The 16,775-nt window shown below is 41.1% G+C and carries 17 protein-coding genes; 2 read left to right on the forward strand and 15 right to left on the reverse strand.

Annotated features, from left to right (window positions below; genetic code table 11):
- Positions 1-209: 209 nt before the first annotated feature.
- The 7 genes from FGQ53_RS08480 to ruvB all read right to left on the reverse strand — a co-directional run bounded on the left by FGQ53_RS08480 (position 210) and on the right by ruvB (position 8,188).
- Positions 210-1,589, reverse strand: a complete 1,380-nt coding sequence (locus FGQ53_RS08480) for a glycoside hydrolase family 1 protein (protein WP_138337766.1) — start codon at positions 1,587-1,589, stop codon at positions 210-212.
- A gap of 97 nt (positions 1,590-1,686) precedes the next feature.
- Complete coding sequence (locus FGQ53_RS08485) at positions 1,687-3,540, reverse strand: proline--tRNA ligase (protein WP_138337768.1); 1,854 nt, start codon at positions 3,538-3,540, stop codon at positions 1,687-1,689.
- A gap of 16 nt (positions 3,541-3,556) precedes the next feature.
- A complete protein-coding gene (gene rseP / locus FGQ53_RS08490; protein WP_138337771.1) occupies positions 3,557-4,813 on the reverse strand; it encodes an RIP metalloprotease RseP in 1,257 nt (418 codons plus the stop codon).
- A gap of 21 nt (positions 4,814-4,834) precedes the next feature.
- Positions 4,835-5,638, reverse strand: a complete 804-nt coding sequence (locus FGQ53_RS08495; protein WP_138337774.1) for a phosphatidate cytidylyltransferase — start codon at positions 5,636-5,638, stop codon at positions 4,835-4,837.
- Positions 5,639-5,646: 8 nt separating this feature from the next.
- The gene (locus tag FGQ53_RS08500) at positions 5,647-6,405 is read right to left on the reverse strand and encodes an isoprenyl transferase (RefSeq protein WP_000466721.1); all 759 of its coding nucleotides are present in this window, start codon (positions 6,403-6,405) and stop codon (positions 5,647-5,649) included.
- A gap of 231 nt (positions 6,406-6,636) precedes the next feature.
- Positions 6,637-7,209 (reverse strand): nucleotidyltransferase family protein, encoded by a 573-nt coding sequence (locus FGQ53_RS08505; protein ID WP_138337778.1) that lies wholly within the window; start codon positions 7,207-7,209, stop codon positions 6,637-6,639.
- Positions 7,190-8,188 carry a Holliday junction branch migration DNA helicase RuvB gene (ruvB, locus tag FGQ53_RS08510; RefSeq protein ID WP_138337781.1) on the reverse strand — a complete coding sequence of 333 codons (999 nt, stop codon included), beginning with the start codon at positions 8,186-8,188 and terminating at the stop codon, positions 7,190-7,192. The genes FGQ53_RS08505 and ruvB overlap by 20 nt, the downstream gene beginning before the upstream one ends.
- A gap of 122 nt (positions 8,189-8,310) precedes the next feature.
- Here ruvB and FGQ53_RS08515 point away from each other — a divergent pair, with 122 nt between their 5' ends.
- A complete protein-coding gene (locus FGQ53_RS08515) occupies positions 8,311-8,403 on the forward strand; it encodes a type I toxin-antitoxin system Fst family toxin (protein WP_000970382.1) in 93 nt (30 codons plus the stop codon).
- 260 nt (positions 8,404-8,663) lie between these two features.
- Here the strand turns inward: FGQ53_RS08515 and FGQ53_RS08520 are convergent, their stop codons facing one another.
- From FGQ53_RS08520 to FGQ53_RS08550, 7 genes are read right to left on the reverse strand one after another with little or no spacing between them, the layout of a single operon-like run.
- Complete coding sequence (locus FGQ53_RS08520; RefSeq protein ID WP_138337784.1) at positions 8,664-10,316, reverse strand: ATP-binding protein; 1,653 nt, start codon at positions 10,314-10,316, stop codon at positions 8,664-8,666.
- Positions 10,309-10,986 carry a winged helix-turn-helix domain-containing protein gene (locus FGQ53_RS08525; RefSeq protein WP_024052984.1) on the reverse strand — a complete coding sequence of 226 codons (678 nt, stop codon included), beginning with the start codon at positions 10,984-10,986 and terminating at the stop codon, positions 10,309-10,311. Before FGQ53_RS08525 ends, FGQ53_RS08520 begins: the two co-directional genes overlap by 8 nt.
- Positions 10,983-11,636, reverse strand: coding sequence for a phosphate signaling complex protein PhoU (phoU, locus tag FGQ53_RS08530; RefSeq protein ID WP_138337787.1), 654 nt, complete (start codon positions 11,634-11,636; stop codon positions 10,983-10,985). Before phoU ends, FGQ53_RS08525 begins: the two co-directional genes overlap by 4 nt.
- On the reverse strand, positions 11,633-12,382 hold the full coding sequence (pstB, locus tag FGQ53_RS08535; RefSeq protein ID WP_138337790.1) for a phosphate ABC transporter ATP-binding protein PstB: 750 nt from the start codon (positions 12,380-12,382) through the stop codon (positions 11,633-11,635). Before pstB ends, phoU begins: the two co-directional genes overlap by 4 nt.
- Positions 12,375-13,253, reverse strand: coding sequence for a phosphate ABC transporter permease PstA (gene pstA / locus FGQ53_RS08540; RefSeq protein ID WP_024052986.1), 879 nt, complete (start codon positions 13,251-13,253; stop codon positions 12,375-12,377). The genes pstB and pstA overlap by 8 nt, the downstream gene beginning before the upstream one ends.
- 2 nt (positions 13,254-13,255) lie before the next feature.
- Entirely contained in the window at positions 13,256-14,101 is an 846-nt protein-coding gene (pstC, locus tag FGQ53_RS08545) for a phosphate ABC transporter permease subunit PstC (RefSeq protein ID WP_138337793.1), read from the reverse strand.
- Positions 14,102-14,111: 10 nt separating this feature from the next.
- Positions 14,112-15,005, reverse strand: coding sequence for a substrate-binding domain-containing protein (locus tag FGQ53_RS08550; protein ID WP_138337796.1), 894 nt, complete (start codon positions 15,003-15,005; stop codon positions 14,112-14,114).
- 250 nt (positions 15,006-15,255) lie between these two features.
- Between FGQ53_RS08550 and FGQ53_RS08555 the strand changes: the two genes are divergently transcribed.
- A complete protein-coding gene (locus FGQ53_RS08555) occupies positions 15,256-15,555 on the forward strand; it encodes a YbaB/EbfC family nucleoid-associated protein (protein WP_138337799.1) in 300 nt (99 codons plus the stop codon).
- Positions 15,556-15,625: 70 nt separating this feature from the next.
- On the opposite strand, the gene FGQ53_RS12040 is transcribed toward FGQ53_RS08555, so the two are convergent.
- On the reverse strand, positions 15,626-16,438 hold the full coding sequence (locus tag FGQ53_RS12040) for a HAMP domain-containing sensor histidine kinase (RefSeq protein ID WP_319946271.1): 813 nt from the start codon (positions 16,436-16,438) through the stop codon (positions 15,626-15,628).
- Positions 16,439-16,775 lie beyond the last annotated feature (337 nt).

A 16,775-nucleotide genomic window follows, 5' to 3' on the forward strand; every position in this document is an offset into this window, starting at 1 on the left:
CCAAGAAAGATAAAGGCCCAATCGGTAGTTGATTTCATCTATAGAGTAACATAAATCTCAAAAAATAGGGTGAAAAAACCTTTATTTGTCATGCAAAAAAATAGAAGATGTGATAGAGAATCACTTTGATGTTCTCAATCACACCTCCTATTCAAGTAGTTAGATCACTAACTTAATGACATTGGAATGCCATCTCACTCTTTTTATTTTTAAAATCCATTATGGTCGCTGAGTTCCTTGAACCAGTGGCCTGATTTCTTCAGGCGACGTTCCTGCGTTTCCAAGTCAAGCTCAACCAGACCGTAGCGATTTTTATAACTATTGAGCCATGACCAGCAGTCGATAAAGGTCCAAATCAAGTAGCCCTTACAGTTGGCCCCGTCTTCAATGGCACGGTGAAGTTCACGAAGATGCCCTTTGACAAAGTCGATACGATAGTCGTCCTGAATCATGCCATTCTCACGGAACTTGTCTTCCCCTTCAACACCCATGCCATTCTCTGTCAACATCCACTCAATATTACCATAATTTTCTTTGATATTTTGGACAATATCATAAATCCCTTGCTCATAAATTTCCCAGCCACGGTGAGGATTGATTTTACGTCCAGGCATCACATAAGGCTCGTAAAAATGTTCTGGCAAAAGTGGACTCTCTGGATGCTTAGCAAATCGAGGTGCCATAACGCGCAAAGGTTGGTAGTAGTTGACTCCAAGGAAATCAACTGTATTCTCGCGAATGAGTTCTAACTCTTCAACAGTGTACTCTGGTAGCAAATCATGCTCAGACAAAATTTCCACTAACTCTTCTGGATATGCTCCTAAAACAGACGGATCTAAGAAAGATTGGGCCTGGAAGAGGTCAGCAATGCGCGCAGCCTTGACATCCGCGGGATGCTGGCTACGTGGATAGGCTGGTGTCAAGTTAAGGACAATCCCAATCTTGGAATCAGGCAAAATCTCATGACAAGCCTTAACCGCAAGACTACTAGCCAGTTGCGTATGATAGGCAACCTTAACCGCTGCTTTGGCATCTACCTTGTGAGGATAGTGGGCATCGTAAAAATAGCCAAACTCTACAGGTACGATGGGCTCGTTAAAGGTAATCCATTGGTCTACCAAGTCACCGTAAGTCTCAAAACAAAAACGAGCATAGTCTTCATAAGCCTTGACAGTTGCCTTATTTTCCCAACCATCGCCGTCTTCTTGGAGGGCAAAAGGCAGGTCGAAGTGATAGAGATTGACTAAGAGACGAATCCCCTTGGCCTTAATAGCCTCAAAGACCTGACGGTAGAAAGCCACCCCTTGCGGATTGACCTCTCCACGCCCCTGTGGGAAAATACGAGACCACTGAATAGAAGTTCGGAAGGCTGTATGCCCAGTCTCTACCAGAAGCTCAATATCCTTTTTCCAGTTTTCATAGAAAGTCGATGTTTTGTCAGGTCCAATCCCATTGTAGTAGCGATTGGGTTCCACCTGATACCAATAATCCCAGAGATTATCTTCTTTACCATCACCAAGCACTCGTCCTTCTGTCTGTGGTCCAGAAGTGGAGGAACCCCAAACAAAATCCTTTGGAAATTTTAGCATAGCTTTACCTCTTCATTTACTCATTTTCCCCATTATATAGAAAAAACAAGGTAAAAACTAGTTACATTTTTGCCTTGTTTTTCTTCTGATTATAGTTTTATTTATTGCCGAGGATTTCAAGCGTTTCAAGCAAGTTGTCTGCATGAACTTCGATGGTGTCACCAGTTGCTTTAATCTTAACTTCTACGATGCCATCGGCTGCTTTCTTCCCGACAGTAATACGGATTGGCAGACCAATCAAGTCGCTATCGCTAAACTTCACTCCGACACGTTCGTTACGGTCATCTGTCAAGACTTCGTAACCAGCATCCATCAAGCTTGCTTCAAGTTTTTCTGTCAAGGCTTGCGCTTCTTCGTCCTTGACATTGACAGTAATCAAGTGCACATCAAATGGTGCCAATTCTTTAGGGAAGTTAACTCCCCAAGCGTAACGGTATTCACCTTTTGGCGTTTTGTTGACAAAGAGGCGAGCGTGTTGCTCTATAACAGCTGAGAGGAGACGACTAACACCGATACCGTAACAACCCATGATGATTGGCACAGCACGACCATTTTCATCCAAGACATCTGCTCCCATGCTTGCTGAGTAACGAGTTCCGAGTTTGAAAATGTGCCCAATTTCGATACCACGCGCGAAGTTAAGAACACCTCGTCCGTCTGGTGAAATTTCACCCTCACGAACTTCACGGATATCCACATATTCTGCAGTAAAATCACGACCTGGATTCACACCAGTCAAGTGGTAGCCATCTTCGTTAGCACCCACAACTGCATTGCGAACATCTTGCACCTTACGGTCTGCGATGATTTTAACATTCTCTGGCAAACCAACTGGACCAAGTGAACCAAATCCTGCTTGAACAACACTTGCCACTTCTTCTTCGCTAGCAACGTCAAAGAAATCTGCTCCCAAGTGGTTTTTCAACTTAACTTCATTGAGCTGCTCATTTCCAACTAGAAGAGCTGCAACAAGCTCACCATCTGCCATGTAGAAGAGGGTTTTAATCGTTTGTTCTTCTGGAACATTTAGGAAGGCTGCAACTTCATCGATTGATTTAACATCTGGTGTTGCAACACGAGTCACTTCTTCTTCAGCGACAACACGATTGCTTGGTTTGTACTCGTTTGTTGCCATTTCCAAGTTAGCTGCATAGCTAGACTCACTTGAGTAGGCAATGGTATCTTCACCAGAAACCATCCATTTAAGCAATTCTGCCTTGATTTCTTCTTGCACTTCTGCAGGAATTTCATCAAATGAGGCAACTGACTTGTCTAAGACAACCCAGCGGTCGAGGTCTGTACGGGCTGGTGTAATGGCCATAAATTCTTGGCTATCCTTACCACCCATGGCTCCACCGTCACCGATGATGGCCTTGAAGTCCAAGCCACTACGAGTGAAAATACGTTCGTAGGCCGCCTTGTACTCGTCATAAGTCACATCCAAACTATCGTAATTAGCATGGAAACTATATCCGTCTTTCATGATAAATTCACGCGTACGGAGAAGGCCGTTACGTGGACGTTTTTCATCACGGTATTTCGGTTGGATTTGGTAAAGGTTGAGTGGCAATTGCTTGTAAGACTTGACAGAGTCACGAACAATGGCTGTAAAGGTTTCTTCGTGAGTTGGACCTAGGATAAAGTCTGATTTTTCACGATTTTTCAGTTTATAAAGGTCTTCACCATAGGTTTCATAACGACCTGATTCACGCCAAAGATCAGCACTGAGAAGGGCAGGAGCCAACATCTCCACCGCACCAATCTTATCAAACTCTTGGCGCATGATATTCTTAGCCTTTTCAATCACACGGTTAGCGAGTGGTAGGTAAGAATAAACACCAGCAGAAACTTGACGAACATAACCAGCACGCAACATAAGGGCGTGGCTGATAACTTGAGCATCGCTTGGCATTTCGCGAAGCGTTGGGATTAGCATTTTACTTTGTTTCATAATATTCCTCGATTATCTAAAAGAAGAGTCGCATAATGTCATTCCAGGTCACAGCTAGCATCAAGACAACCATGATAACTACACCAACCATGGTGACATAGGTTTCAATTTCTTGTTTCAATGGTTTGCGGCGGATGGCTTCCAGGATATTGAGCACAATCTTACCACCATCCAGAGCTGGAATCGGAATAAGGTTAAAAATCCCGATATTGATGGAAATCATTGCCAAGAAGTACAAGACATTTTCAATTCCATTTTTAGCAGCATCACTACTTGCCTTAAAGATGGCAACAGGTCCACCTAGCTTGTTCAAATCCGGTTGGAAAATCAGATTTTTCAAAGCCGATAGAATTCGGAGAGCTGAGTCAGCTGCAGTTGTAAATCCACCTACAAACATGGATAGAAAGTCCGACTTAATTCCCGGTTGAACACCTAGAAGGTAACGACCTTGACTTTCTTCTGGAGTAACAGTGACTTGCTTGTCACTACCCTTTTCAGAAATAGTCACATCCAAGGTCGGGGCCGTCTTATCTTTAGTTTCTGCTTCTACAGCCTGGATCAAGCTTCCCCAGTTGCTAATCTCATGTGAGCCAATCTTGGTAATCTGAGCCGTTTCTGGCACTCCCACCTTGGCCAATGCACCTTGGGGCATGACATGGAACTGGTTGGTATCAACATCTCTGACACCACCCTGCATAAAGATTAAAATCCAGAAAACAACAACACCTAAGATAAAGTTATTCATGGGGCCTGCAAAGTTAGTAATGAGTTTCCCCCAGATAGTCGCATTTTGATATTGAACATCTAAAGGAGCAATCCGAACCTCAGTCCCATCTGCTTCTACAACCGTTGCATCATGATCCACTGAAAATGTTTTTTCTTCTTCCAGAACCAAGCCCTTGATGAAGAGCTTGTCTTCAAAGTCAAACTGGGTCACCTGCATAGGGAGGGCCGTTTGATCTAATTTTTTACCTGAAAGATTGATGCGTTTAACCTTACCATCGTCAGTAAGGGTCAAACTGACAGGAGTACCTGTCTTGATTTCAGTTGTATCATCACCCCAACCGGCCATACGAACATAGCCACCCAGAGGTAAGATTCGAATAGTATAGGCCGTTCCATCCTTGCCAATGTGAGCAAAGATTTTGGGTCCCATACCAATGGCAAATTCACGCACTAGAATTCCTGATTTCTTGGCAAAGTAGAAGTGTCCGAACTCGTGCACCACTACAATAATCCCGAAAACCAGAATAAAGGTTAAAATTCCGAGCATAGTACTTCCTCCGTCTTTTGATTAAAAGAGTCCAAATAAGTGCATGATTGGAAATACAAGCAACATACTATCGAAACGATCCAAAACACCACCATGTCCAGGGATAAATTTCCCAGAATCCTTAACACCAAAGTGACGCTTAATCGAACTTTCTAGTAAATCACCAAATTGTCCAGCCACACTAAAGAAAATAGCAAAGACTGACATCTTGTAAATTCCATACGGAAAAGCAACTGTACTGTCAACTATCATAAAGATAATGGTTACTAAAATCGCACCAAAAATACCACCCAAGGCACCCTCAAAGGTTTTATTTGGAGAAACTGTTGGAGCTAATTTTCGTTTCCCATAGTTCATCCCAACAAGATAGGCACCACTGTCTGTTGCCCAAACAATACACAAGGCTAATAGTGCCTTATCTAAACCTGCAATTCTAGCATCTAATAGAGCATTAAAACCAAAGCCCACATAGAAGCTCATAGCAAGAGGGAAAACAGCATCCTCAATCGTATAAGACTTGCTAAAAACAGTCGTTCCTAACATAATTGAAATCAACACACTATAAGCAACCACATTCCCATCAACTGGCAAAAAAGTCAGGTAATTCTCCAAGGGAATGGTCAAAGTAAAGGTTGCAAAGAGGGTCAAGAGGCCCTCCATCGTCATGGTCTCTAGACCTCTCATCTTCAAAAGTTCATGCATGGCTAGCATGGCTATGATTCCAATTGCTATCTGAAGCAAGAGTCCCCCAATCATCAAAATCGGTAGGAAAATAGCCAGGGCAATCCCTGCAAACAAGGTTCTTTTCTGTAAATCCTGTGTCATATTTCCTCCTAAACTCCTCCAAATCGGCGATGACGACGATTGTAGGCAAGAATGGCTTCCTGCAAGGCTACTTCGTCAAAATCAGGCCACAAGGTATCTGTAAAATAGAGTTCACTATAGGCTCCCTGCCACGGAAGGAAATTACTCAAACGTAATTCTCCACTAGTACGGATAATCAAATCTGGGTCTCGTACATCCTTAGGCAAATGTTGAGTAAAGAGATAGTTACCAATCAATTCCTCTGTGATATCACCTGGGTTGATTTTGGCATCTAAAACATCCTGAGAAATCAACTTAAGCGCCTGTGTAATCTCAGCACGTCCACCATAGTTGAGGGCAAAATTAAGAATCAATCCTGTGTTGTTCTTAGTCAATTCCTCAGCCTTAGTCAGAGCTTCAAAGGTTTGCTTAGGCAGGCGGTCCGTCTCCCCAATCATCTGAATCTTAACATTATTTGCGTGCAATTCCGGGACATAATTGTCATAAAACTCTACCGGAAGGTTCATGATAAACTTGACTTCCTGATCCGGACGGGTCCAGTTTTCCGTAGAAAAAGCATAAACTGTAATAACCTTAACGCCCAGTTTGTTGGCTGCCTTGGTCACAGTTTGCAATGCTTCCATGCCCGCCTTGTGTCCAAAGACTCGCGGTTGCATACGTTTTTTAGCCCAACGGCCATTTCCATCCATGATGATGCCGATATGAGCAGGAACCTGTGTCGGAACTTCTACTTCCACAGCCTTATCTTTCTTAAAAAATCCAAACATGATTTTATTCCTATTCAAAAATCTATCGTTTCATTATACCATATTTCCCTATTTTCTTCTATCACTAAGCTATTTATTCTCAGACACCCGGCTCAGTTTTCAAAAAAATAAGCCGCCTGATTGGGCGACTTTATTTTTTATAGGGAGATTATTATGAAAAAGTTTTAGGAGTTTAAGTTAAGGTCTTCTTAACTTATGTACTTAGTATACACTTCCTAGCTTAAAGTTTCCTTAAGTATTTTTAAAAATCAAATTTTTCCATTTCTTCTGCCAATTTTTCTTGGATAACCGTGTTTGATAGAGTTCCATCCGATCTTCATTTTCTAAAAAATGAGGAGTTGGGCGAACTTGAAAATGCAAAATATCCTCGAGTCCATAAGGTGCATAGAGTTCAAAATCGGATTCTTCATTCAAGCACAGCCCAACCGCCGTACACCGTTCTGGATACTTACTCATAGCATCACGAGAGCTGGTATAGGGAGCAGTGTGCGGACTGTGCTGGTGCATATAGACCTGATTTTTCAACTCCCACTGATACTGAGGAAAATCCTCCCTCAGCTTTTTCTCTAGGGACAAAGTTTCCTCATAAGAAAAATCTGGATCAAAGAAAATCACATCTACATCTGTTTCACAGTCAAAAGGTGATTTGTATGACAAAAGATTCCAGATGAAATTTCTGACAGAACCTGCTGCCAACCACGAGTCTTTCAGACCAAGATTTCGGATGATAGTCAGAATAGCCATCATATCCAGATTTTCTCTAAAAGCCTCTAGTATTTCTTGCTCATTTTTCATTGTATTCATAACCTAAATGCTCGTAGGCCTTAGCCGTTGCCACACGACCAGAACGTGTCCGCATGATAAAACCTTTTTGGATTAAGTAAGGTTCATACATATCTTCCACCGTCTCGCACTCCTCAGCAATATTGACGGAAAGAGTGCCTAACCCAACAGGGCCACCACCATACATCTCAATCATGGTCCGAAGGATTTTTTGGTCCACATAGTCCAAACCTTCATGGTCAACATCCAGCATAGTTAATGCCTTATCGGTAATAAGATCATCGATGACCCCATTTCCCATAATCTGGGCAAAATCGCGCACGCGCTTGAGGAGACGATTGGCAATACGAGGGGTTCCACGACTACGCAAGGCCAACTCAGATGCTGCCTCATGAGTAATTTCCATCTCAAAAATATCTGCTGTCCGCTCAACAATTTCCGTCAAATCAGCATGGGCATAATACTCCATATGACCTGTAATCCCAAAACGTGCCCGTAGCGGATTTGAGAGCATACCAGCCCGAGTCGTCGCACCAATCAAAGTGAAAGGTGGCAACTCCAAATGAACACTGCGACTACCTTCACCAGCACCAATCATAATATCGATGTAAAAGTCCTCCATGGCACTATAAAGCACCTCTTCCACCGACATAGGCAAGCGATGAATCTCGTCAATAAAGAGGACATCCCCAGGCTCTAAGTCATTCAAAATCGCTACCAAATCACCAGCTTTTTCAATTACAGGTCCAGACGTCTGCTTGAGATTAACTCCCAATTCATTGGCAATAACAAAGGCCATGGTCGTCTTCCCCAAACCTGGAGGCCCGAAAAGGAGGACATGATCCAGCGCTTCATCCCGCATTTTAGTGGCTTCGATAAAGATTTGAAGCTGGTCCTTGACCTTATCCTGCCCAATATATTCACGTAAATACTGAGGACGGAGCGTGCGTTCTACTAGCTCCTCGTCCCCCATTATCTCATTATCTAAAATTCTACTCATGGCTCTATTATATCAAAAATCCAAACCACAAACAAAAAAGCCACCTGATTAGATGACCCCCGAATTTAGCACTTTATTTTACGTCACTGCTTCATCGCCTGCGAGAGGAAGTAAGATAGCCCATAATGGAATTAGTACTCAAAACTATCATTGGACCAATTGTGGTCGGTGTTGTTCTTCGATTAGTCGATAAATGGCTAAACAAGGACAAATAGTGTCAAAAAGACCCCAAGCTCACGACCAAATAAGCTTGGGGTCTTTTCTAGCCTATGATATAGACACAATACTTAATTCCCTTTTATTAGACTTGTTCGGTAACTACATCATCTCGTGGTTGATGATGCCACAAATCAACCACGAGATGATGTAGTTACCGAACAAGTCTAATTTTGGAATGACAGGCTAAAAACTTCCGTTGGAGGTTTTCACTCCTCAAATCAAGTCACAAGCGTCTGCGTTTAATTTTCAAAGAGGGTTATTTATGAAAGGTCACGGTCATTTTAGTTCCTAATCCTAGCTGACTTTCCACCTTAATATCGGCATGATGTTGATTGACTGCGTGCTTGACAATGGATAGCCCCAGGCCAGTGCCACCCAACTTCTTCGATCGACTCTTATCAACCCGATAGAAACGCTCAAAAATACGTTCCTGCTCATCTTTGGCAATCCCAACTCCTGTATCTTGTACCGTCAGAACAATCTTGTCCTCATTCGAGGTGATACCGACAGTCACATCTCCCTTATCACGGTTATAGATAATAGCATTATCACAAAGATTATAAATCAAGGAATGAATAAGGGCATGATTACCGGTAATATAAGCTGGTTTCCCTAATAAATGCAAGTTGATATGACGTTCATTTGCCTTAGCAGATAGACTCTCTAAGACTTCCTCTGATATCTGATAGAGATTAATGGGTTCCATAGCTAACTCTTCTGACTCATCAAGATGTGACAGTTTAATAATATCTTCTACCAACTGAATCATACGTTGAGACTCACTGTGGATTTTCTCAGCGAATTGTGGAACATCTTTTTGCGCAACAACATCACTAGCCAACATTTCAGAATACCCAGAAATTAGATGCAAAGGTGTTTTCAGTTCATGAGAAACGTTTGCTGTAAATTCACGGCGCAGCTGCTCTGCCTGAAGTTGCTCTGTGACATCAAAGAAAAGAAGCGCTAAACCAGTCACCTTATCCTCAGACTGAATAGGACGCACCATAACTTTGTAATGCGAGTCATCTAATTGCAAAATCCCTTCTTGCTTGCGACCTTGAAGACCTTTTTCAAGCCAATTATTTAGTGATAGGTTACGGATAATTTGTAACATATCTTTTCCCAAACACGTTCGATCAGTCTGTAAAATATCCTGTGCTGCTTGATTGATACTGATGATGCGACAGTTATTGTCTAACAAAATCATGCCTTCTTTAATTTTAGAAATAATGGTGTCAAATTCCGATTGACGTTGCTCTATCACAACTTCTCGCTCAGTGACTTCCTTTTGATGTCTGGCAATCCGTCTTAGAAGGGGGGAAATTTCTTCATAGGCATCATTTTCAAGTGGATGATCAAGATCCAGCCAATTCAATGGTTCCACGACACTCTTAGCAATAGAACGTGAAAGCCATAGAGAGAGGAAGAAGGCCAATACAAGAATAAGAGCTAAAGGCTGGACCATCCGAAACAAAAGCACTAAAATACTATGTCTAGTCACAGATAAACGAATAACAGTTCCATTATCCAAGCGCTGAGCAGAATAAAGAGACTGAGTGGTTAAAATTTTCGAGTAGCGAACACTCTCACCGTAACCATCTTTCAAAGCTTCTTTGATTTCTTCTCGATTAGCATGATTGTCCATGGTCTGTGCATCGGACTCATTATCATAGAGAACCTTTCCTTGATTGTCAACCCAAGTGATTCTGACATTTGACATTTTGAGCTCATTAAAATAATCTTGGCCTTCTAGAGAAACCCCTTGAGCAGCTAAGGCTGTCTCCGTCTGCAACTGCTCCTTTTGTACTTGAGTAAAATAACCATAAAGCAAGCCAACAACCATAAATAGGGTCACCAGAAGAACGTCTAGCGTGGCAAAAAAAGTTGAACGAAAGATTTTCTTAATCATCTGTTACCTCCAAACGATAACCAACGCCACGAACTGTCTTAATCAGATGACTAGCATCTCCAAGTTTCATGCGAAGGGTCCCAATATGGACATCAACTGTTCGTGTTTCTCCGATAAAGTGTTCTCCCCAAACTTTATCCAAAAGTTCCTGCCGTGTAAAAACACGGTCAGGATTTAACATCAATAAAGATAGCAGTTCAAATTCTTTCAGAGTTAATTCGATTTTTTGCCCATTTTTTCTAACCGTGTAATTTTTTGAATCCAGAGCGAGATTTTTTATTGTCAAATGAGTTTCCTGTTCCTGATTGGATGTACGTCTGAGGACTGCTTTAATGCGAGAAATCATTTCCATCATACCAAAAGGTTTAACCAAGTAGTCATCTGCGCCCAAATCTAATCCTTTGACTTTATCGAATTCTGTTCCTTTGGCGGTTGTCATGATTACTGGAATATCTTTTGTCATGCCATTTTCGCGTAGGGATTTCAAAATGGTCAATCCATCATCTATAGGCAGCATGATATCTAACAGTATAAGTTTTGGTTGCTCTTCTTCCATGGCTTTCCAAAATAGAAGGGAGTCAGGGAAACCCTGAGCCTCAAACCCTGCTGTTCGTAAAGTATAAAGCATCAGTTCTCGGATATCATCATCGTCTTCAACGCAGTAAATCATGTTTCTTCTCCATTCAGTTCACCAGTGATTGAAAAAATTACCCACTTAGCGACATTGACGGTATGGTCACCAATTCTTTCCAAATATTTGGCAATCATCAAAACATCAATAGTATATTCACCATCATTTCCAAGTTCAGCAATATGGGCAATTAAACTTGCCTTTATTGTATCAAATTCTTTGTCCACTGTGACATCTTTTTGGATAACTTTTAAAGCTAAAGCCTCATCATCATGGACAAAGGCATCCACACTGTCTGTTACCATATTGACAACGTGTTTAACCATTTGCTTGAGATGGCGAAACTCAGCTCCTTCATGAACATGACCATCACCAATAATATCAGCAATTTCAGCAGATTGTGCACCAATACGCTTCATATCATAAACCATTTTCAAGGCAGCTGAAATACGTCGCAAATCCTTGGCTACTGGCTGTTGACGAAGCAATAGTTTAAGACATTGTGATTCAATATCTCTTTCCATCTGCTCAATTTTTTGATAGGTTTTACTGACATCATTGACCAGATGCTGATCATTTTTACTGATGGGCATTAAGGATTTTGAAATGATATCTTCACATAAAGACCCCATCAAAATTAAATTGGTATTGAGTGCATGCAGTTGATTTTCAAAGGTTGAGCGTATCATCCGAATCTCCCTGTTATATAATTTTCTGTGCGTTCGTCTTGTGGCATTGAAAATAGTTGGCTTGTTTTGTTGTACTCAACAATTTCTCCCAATAGGAAGAATGCTGTCTTATCAGAAATTCGCACAGCTTGTTGCATGTTGTGGGTCACCATGACGATAGTATATTTCTTCTTGAGTTCAATAACCAAATCTTCAATTTTTGCTGTTGAAATCGGATCTAAGGCACTTGTTGGTTCATCCATGAGGAGGACGTCAGGTTCAATGGCCAAAGCTCTAGCAATGCAAAGCCGTTGCTGTTGACCACCAGACATTCCAAGAGCAGATTTATTGAGGCGATCTTTGACTTCGCCCCAGATAGCGGCTTGTTTTAAGGAACGCTCCACAATTTCATCCAATTGAACTTTATTGTGAATGCCATGAGTTCGAGGCCCGAAGGCAATGTTGTCATAGATACTCATCGGAAATGGGTTTGGTTTTTGAAAAACCATGCCTACTTTTTTACGAAGGACATTGATGTCCAAATCGCTATACACATCTTCTTTATCTAATGTGACCTCTCCAGTAATGCGGCAATTTTTCACCAAATCGTTCATTCGGTTAAGACTTTTCAGTAAGGTCGATTTTCCACACCCTGATGGACCAATGAAAGCTGTAATTTCATTGCTGGCAATTTCCAAATTAATGTTTTTTAAAGCCTTAAAGTCTCCATAGTAGAGATCCAAATTTTTAATTTCTATTTTATTCATCGCTTGTTTTACTTCCTAATCGTCTAGCAATCAAACCCGACACTAGATTAATGATAATAACTAATACTAAGAGAACAACTGCTGTAGCATAGGTTTGATTGACATAAAGTCCCTCTCCTGAGATGGCATACATATGCACAGCCAAAGTCCGTGACGAACTGAAAACACTCTTAGCCACTTCAGCAACCGTACCTGCCGTAAAAATCAAGGCAGCCGATTCTCCCACAATTCGCCCGATCGCTAAAATAATTCCTGAGAAAATTCCCGGCATGGCGCTAGGAAGGACAATTTTAAAAATTGTTCGAAGTTTGCCCGCTCCAAGTGCAAAAGCCCCTTCACGATAAGAGTCTGGTACCGAAAGCAAAGCTTCCTCTGTTGTTCGCATAATCAGAGGCAAAATCATGATACTAAGTGTAACAGCTCCTGACAGCAAGGAAAGTCCCATGTGAGCGAACTTAACAAAGAAAAGGGCACCAAACAGTCCATAGATGATGGAGGGAATCCCAGAGAGCGTTTCGGTTGCGATCCGAATAACACTAACAAAAGGGTTATCCCGGCGCGCATATTCTGCCAAATAAATAGAAGCCCCTATACCAATAGGTACGGCAACACTCAATGCCAATATGGTCATAAAAATCGTATTGATTAAGGCCGGTAACAGAGAGACATTCTCACTATTGTAAGTCCAAGCAAACAAACTCATGTTTAAATTGGGCAAGCCTTTAACCAGAATGTAGCCTACCGTGAAAGCAATACCTACAAAAGTTGCCAAAGCAGCCCCATAAACTAAAAAGTACAAAATTAGTGACACCAGATCCCGCCGACGTGACTGCCAATTTTGCTTGAAACTGCGGTGATTGATATTTTCCATACTCACTCCTCTTTATGTAACAACGAAAAGCTGATATTAATGATTAGGACAAATATAAAGAGAACAACAGCTGTCCCTATGAGAGCTTCTCTGTGAAGACCACTAGAGTAACCCATCTCCATAACAATATTAGTTGTCATAGTTCTGACTCCTGATGTCAAGGAATCTGGCAAGACAGCTTGGTTACCTGCAACCATGATAACTGCCATAGTTTCTCCGATTGCACGTCCAACCCCTAAAATGACAGCCGCAAAAATTCCTCGCTTCGCTGCTGGCAGTACCGCAAAAAAGATGCTACGCTCATGGGAAGCCCCCAGAGCTAAACCACCTTCATAATACGACCTGGGAACAGCACGAATAGCAGCCTCAGAAACACTGATAATAGTTGGTAAAATCATCAAACCAAGCAAAATCGAGGCGGTAAGAACCCCCATGCCAAAGCCACCGATGTTATCACGAACAAAGGGAACTAAAACAACCAAACCAAAGAAACCATAAACAACCGATGGAATTCCTGCCATGAGGTTAATAGCCGCCTTGAGTGGTCTGTAGATGACTTCAGGACAAAAAGAAGACATAAAAACTGCTGTCAAAACTCCAACGGGTACTCCAACAATAAGAGCCCCTGCTGTCACATAAAGTGAGCCTACAATCATTGGAAAAATACCAAAAAGATTATTAGCCGGTCTCCATACCATCCCGAAAAGAAAGTTACCTAAGCCAATTTTGTGAATAGCAGGAATCCCACTCGAAAACAAAAAGAGGCAGATTAGTAGTACGGATAGAACAGAAATGCAGGCGGTAAGGAAAAATACCGCTTGCATCATTTTTTCTTTTGTATGATTCATTCATGACCCCTTAGTCTGAAAGACCGTCCCAGCTTGTTGTCTTACCTGTAAAAATAGTCTTGACTTGTTCGCTTGTTAAGCCATCAACTTTGTTATCTTTATTAACAATAACAGCAATACCATCCATCGCAATAACTGTTGAGCTGACTCCTTTAGAGGTTTCTTCATCTTTCAAATCACGTGACGCCATTCCAATATCAGCTGTTCCCTCAATAGCATTTGTGATACCAGTTGAAGAGTCGCTTTGTTGAATTTCTACTTCAACCTTAGAATTGACTTTGCTATAAGCTTCTTTTAATTTTTCCATAACTGGTGTGACAGAGCTTGATCCTGAAACGACAATCTTGCCAGAATCAACTGAAGATTTATAAGCTTTGGTATCATCAAGTGGAATGTAACCATTTTCTTCTACGACAGCTTGACCATCAGAGCTTAAAATAAAGTTGATGAAATCTTGAGCAGCTTCACTTATCTTATCTTTGGTAACAATGTTAAATGGTCGAGAAATCTTGTAGCTTCCGGATTTAATATTGGCAACACTTGCTTCAGTACCATCAATTTTCAAAACCTTGACGGTATCATCCAAAGAACCTAGCGAAGCATAGCCGATGGCTGACTTATCTCCAGCTACTGTCGTTAGCATAACAGAGGTCGAGTTAGTAACAATGGCTTTGTCCGTTGTCAAATCAACCTTTTCACCATTTTGCTCTTCTTGGACTTCGAAAAGTTCAACAAACGCGCCGCGCGTCCCTGAACCATCTTCACGGGAAACAACGCTGATATTACCAGATGCAGATGAAGAAGCAGACGAAGAGCCCCCGTTTGATTTACCACAAGCTGAAAGTCCCACTAGAGCCGTCAAACCAGCTAAAGCCAGTACTGAAAACAATTTACATTTTTTCATGATGTTCTCCTTTAAAATCTTTACAGTGACCATTATAGAGAGCAAACATCAAATCTATTACCATACTTTTGTAAAGTTTTTGTAAAATCAGCACCAAACGCTCGCTGTTCTCACACAGTTAAATAGGCAGTTGCTTTAAAAAATGCTATAATAAATGAAGCTTTAAGAAATACCCAAAAGGCAAAATAAGGCAACGAAAATTTAACCAGAGAGTCTAAACTCTTGATACGAAAGGAATCTTAAAAATCTTATGATGAATATGCGGCAAATGATGAAGCAAGCACAAAAAATGCAAAAACAGCTAGAAAAGAAACAAGCTGAGTTGGCAGAAACAAATTTCACTGGTAAATCCGCTCAAGAGCTCGTTACCGTAACTTTCACAGGTGATAAAAAACTGGTTTCCATTGATTATAAAGAAGCTGTCGTTGATCCTGAGGATGTCGAAATCCTACAAGATATGACTGCACAAGCCATCAATGATGCACTCAGCCAAATTGACGAAGCAACTAAAAAAACAATGGGAGCATTTGCAGGTAAATTACCATTCTAGAAAACAAAAATGGATTGGCAGAGCCAGTCCATTTCTATTTGTCATGATATGGTTTGATTTTCATTGAGTATTAGTCCAAGGGATCTACAAACCAAATTGTAAATTGAAGAAATTCTTTTTCTTGCTCCAATCGGTAACAAAAACCTTGTTTTTCCAGAATTTGTTTGACCAAGTAAAGTTCTACCTCTGTCCCCCCATCTTCTTTAGCTCTGCTAAAATCTGGACGATAGAACGGAAGAAATAATTTGTCTAGTTCTTCCTTGTCAGGTAAATGCTCTGCTTGATTTTCAATTCGTAGATAATGCTCCGTTAAACTTACTCGGATAGCCCCTCCTTCCTTTGTATAGCGAAAGGCATTATCCAAAAGATTCTTTATTGCTTTTACAAAATAAGTTGAATTAAGGCTGACCCATACTGGCTCAAGATTTACGATGAATTGGTAAGAATGGACTTTTGCAAGTGCCTCATAGGGCGTCAAATACTGCTCTATCAGTTCTTTCAAATCAACTCGCTCTTGCTTAACTTTCAAACTGAGATCCAAATTTGTGGCTTCCAAGATGGAACAAACTAACTGTGATTGCTCTTGCAAAATGTCTCGACATTTCTTCAAATAAGTCTCGTGATCTTTAAACTCTCCGACGTTATAAATCATGCCCTCTACAAGACCTAACATACTAGCAATGGGCGTTTTTAACTCGTGAGCAGTTATTCGCAAAAAATCAGCCTGCTCCTCTTCACGCGCCGCCCTTTTTACATTTTCAGCTCTTAATTCTTCAATACTTGTCAGTAATTTAGAATAAAGATAGTTCACATCCTGTGCCAAGATTGAAATTTCATCTTGACCGCTAACTTGACAAGATATTCCCTCTTCCATCAATTGCATTTGCCTTGCTGTCTGCGAGATGGCCTTGATGCGTTTGGTAGAAAGGTGACTGTAAATATAGGCCACCAAAGTTGACAATAATATAATAGCCAACAAAATAAAAGGATAAAATGTCACTAAAACTTGACTAACACCAGACAAAGATTGAAAACCATATTCAGCTTGAACAATGTATTTTTCTCCATCAGAACTCGTGATTAATTTTGACCAACTTCCGATTTGATCAAAATTTCCCTTTTCCAAATAATGCTGACTTTGAGCTATATAGTCAATTGAAACAAGAACAAGACAAAAGAGCCTCGTAAAAAGTATTGCAACTTGGTAATACCTTTTTGAG

It is taken from the genome of Streptococcus mitis (assembly GCF_005844455.1).
Classification (GTDB): domain Bacteria; phylum Bacillota; class Bacilli; order Lactobacillales; family Streptococcaceae; genus Streptococcus; species Streptococcus mitis_BF.

What these genes read in the sequence shown, in the direction of transcription:
- FGQ53_RS08480 (WP_138337766.1), bottom strand. Translation starts at nt 1,589, where the DNA reads ATGCTAAAATTTCCAAAGGATTTTGTTTGGGGTTCCTCCACTTCTGGA.
- FGQ53_RS08485 (WP_138337768.1), bottom strand. Translation starts at nt 3,540, where the DNA reads ATGAAACAAAGTAAAATGCTAATCCCAACGCTTCGCGAAATGCCAAGC.
- rseP (WP_138337771.1), bottom strand. Translation starts at nt 4,813, where the DNA reads ATGCTCGGAATTTTAACCTTTATTCTGGTTTTCGGGATTATTGTAGTG.
- FGQ53_RS08495 (WP_138337774.1), bottom strand. Translation starts at nt 5,638, where the DNA reads ATGACACAGGATTTACAGAAAAGAACCTTGTTTGCAGGGATTGCCCTG.
- FGQ53_RS08500 (WP_000466721.1), bottom strand. Translation starts at nt 6,405, where the DNA reads ATGTTTGGATTTTTTAAGAAAGATAAGGCTGTGGAAGTAGAAGTTCCG.
- FGQ53_RS08505 (WP_138337778.1), bottom strand. Translation starts at nt 7,209, where the DNA reads ATGAATACAATGAAAAATGAGCAAGAAATACTAGAGGCTTTTAGAGAA.
- ruvB (WP_138337781.1), bottom strand. Translation starts at nt 8,188, where the DNA reads ATGAGTAGAATTTTAGATAATGAGATAATGGGGGACGAGGAGCTAGTA.
- FGQ53_RS08520 (WP_138337784.1), bottom strand. Translation starts at nt 10,316, where the DNA reads ATGATTAAGAAAATCTTTCGTTCAACTTTTTTTGCCACGCTAGACGTT.
- FGQ53_RS08525 (WP_024052984.1), bottom strand. Translation starts at nt 10,986, where the DNA reads ATGATTTACTGCGTTGAAGACGATGATGATATCCGAGAACTGATGCTT.
- phoU (WP_138337787.1), bottom strand. Translation starts at nt 11,636, where the DNA reads ATGATACGCTCAACCTTTGAAAATCAACTGCATGCACTCAATACCAAT.
- pstB (WP_138337790.1), bottom strand. Translation starts at nt 12,382, where the DNA reads ATGAATAAAATAGAAATTAAAAATTTGGATCTCTACTATGGAGACTTT.
- pstA (WP_024052986.1), bottom strand. Translation starts at nt 13,253, where the DNA reads ATGGAAAATATCAATCACCGCAGTTTCAAGCAAAATTGGCAGTCACGT.
- pstC (WP_138337793.1), bottom strand. Translation starts at nt 14,101, where the DNA reads ATGAATCATACAAAAGAAAAAATGATGCAAGCGGTATTTTTCCTTACC.
- FGQ53_RS08550 (WP_138337796.1), bottom strand. Translation starts at nt 15,005, where the DNA reads ATGAAAAAATGTAAATTGTTTTCAGTACTGGCTTTAGCTGGTTTGACG.
- FGQ53_RS08555 (WP_138337799.1), top strand. Translation starts at nt 15,256, where the DNA reads ATGATGAATATGCGGCAAATGATGAAGCAAGCACAAAAAATGCAAAAA.
- FGQ53_RS12040 (WP_319946271.1), bottom strand. Translation starts at nt 16,438, where the DNA reads ATGCAATTGATGGAAGAGGGAATATCTTGTCAAGTTAGCGGTCAAGAT.